Source organism: Parasphingomonas frigoris (assembly GCF_036663815.1).
Lineage (GTDB): Bacteria > Pseudomonadota > Alphaproteobacteria > Sphingomonadales > Sphingomonadaceae > Sphingomonas.
Genome location: NZ_JAXOJQ010000051.1, coordinates 1 through 1,329 on the forward strand (window position 1 = coordinate 1; position 1,329 = coordinate 1,329).

Annotated in this window: 2 protein-coding genes; both read left to right on the plus strand. The window is 62.9% G+C overall.

Translation table 11 applies throughout. The annotated features are described in order from the left end of the window. Positions 1-119: 119 nt before the first annotated feature. On the plus strand, positions 120-926 hold the full coding sequence (locus U1872_RS22355; RefSeq protein WP_332795064.1) for a Mu transposase domain-containing protein: 807 nt from the start codon (positions 120-122) through the stop codon (positions 924-926). 11 nt (positions 927-937) lie between these two features. Then, the coding region (locus U1872_RS22360) for an ATP-binding protein (RefSeq protein ID WP_332795065.1) at positions 938-1,329 on the plus strand (392 nt) is incomplete at its 3' end.

Sequence of the window (1,329 nt, forward strand, 5' to 3'; positions counted from 1 at the left end):
CCGACCAGATATACTTCGACCAGCCGCGTCTCGCAGCGGCATGATCACCCAGCGGCGATCCACTTATCCGAGCCGCGAGCCTGTGCAGACAAACCGAGCCACCTCTCTATGACGTCGGCGTGCTTCCGGCGCGGCCGAAGAAGCCCCGTGACAAGGCGGCCGTGGAAGCCGGGGTACGCTTCGCCCAGACGTACATTCTGGGCCGACTTCGCAACCATGATTTCTTCTCGCTGGAGGAAGCCAATGCCGCCATCCGCATCGTGATGGCGCAAATGAACACGCGTCCGATGCGCAAGATCGGCGTCAGTCGCGCAGACTTGCTGGAGAGCCTGGAACGACCAGCGTTGAGGCCGCTGCCGGACGCCGAATATGAGTATGCCGAGTGGAAGCTGGTGCGCGTGGGCATCGACTATCATGTTGAAGTCGAAGACTTCTATTACTCCGTTCCTCATGCGCTGACCCGCCAACAGGTGGATGCTCGGATCACCTCCGCCACCATCGAACTTTTCCACAAAGGCAAACGTGTCGCGGCGCATCAGCGCCGATATGGTGGCGCCAGGCGGCACGGTACGTTGCCTGACCACATGCCACCGAACCACCGGCACTATGCCGAATGGTCACCGGCCCGCTTCCAGCGCTGGGGTGCGCAGATCGGACCCGAGACCGAAGGGCTGGTCATCGCCATCCTGGCGCGTCGTTCGCATCCCGAGCAGGGTTTTCGCACCTGCATGGGCGTGCTGCAGCTCTACAAAGCGCTCGACAAAACCCGCGCCGAAAGCGTGTCGGCCTATGCGCTCGCGGTCGGCGGACTGAGTTCGCGAAGCGTCGCCTCGATCCTGTCCCACAGCCTTGATCTCGCCGTGTCAGCAGAAGGCGACGGCGTCGACAGCCACGCCAACGTGCGTGGCCCGCTCTATTTTCAATGAAAGGACGTCGTATGCTGCTCCATCCTACGCTTGATCTGCTCAACACCCTCGGCCTGACAGGCATGGCCAAGGGCCTGCAGGATCTGGAAAGCCAACCTGAGGCCCGGTCGCTCGACCATGCCGAATGGCTCGGCCTGCTGCTCGATCAGGAAATAACGGTGCGCCGCCAGAAGCGCTTTGAAAGTCGCGCCCGAGCGGCTCATCTACGCCACGACGCCAGCATCGAGGACGTCGACTACCACGCGGCCCGCGGCCTCGACCGCAGTCTCTTCCTCAAGCTTGGATCATGCGACTGGATCCGCGCGAAGCGCAATGTGCTGATCACGGGGCCTTGCGGCGTCGGCAAGAGCTTCCTCGCCTGCGCGCTCGGCCAGAAGGCCTGCCGTGACGATCTCTCAGTCGT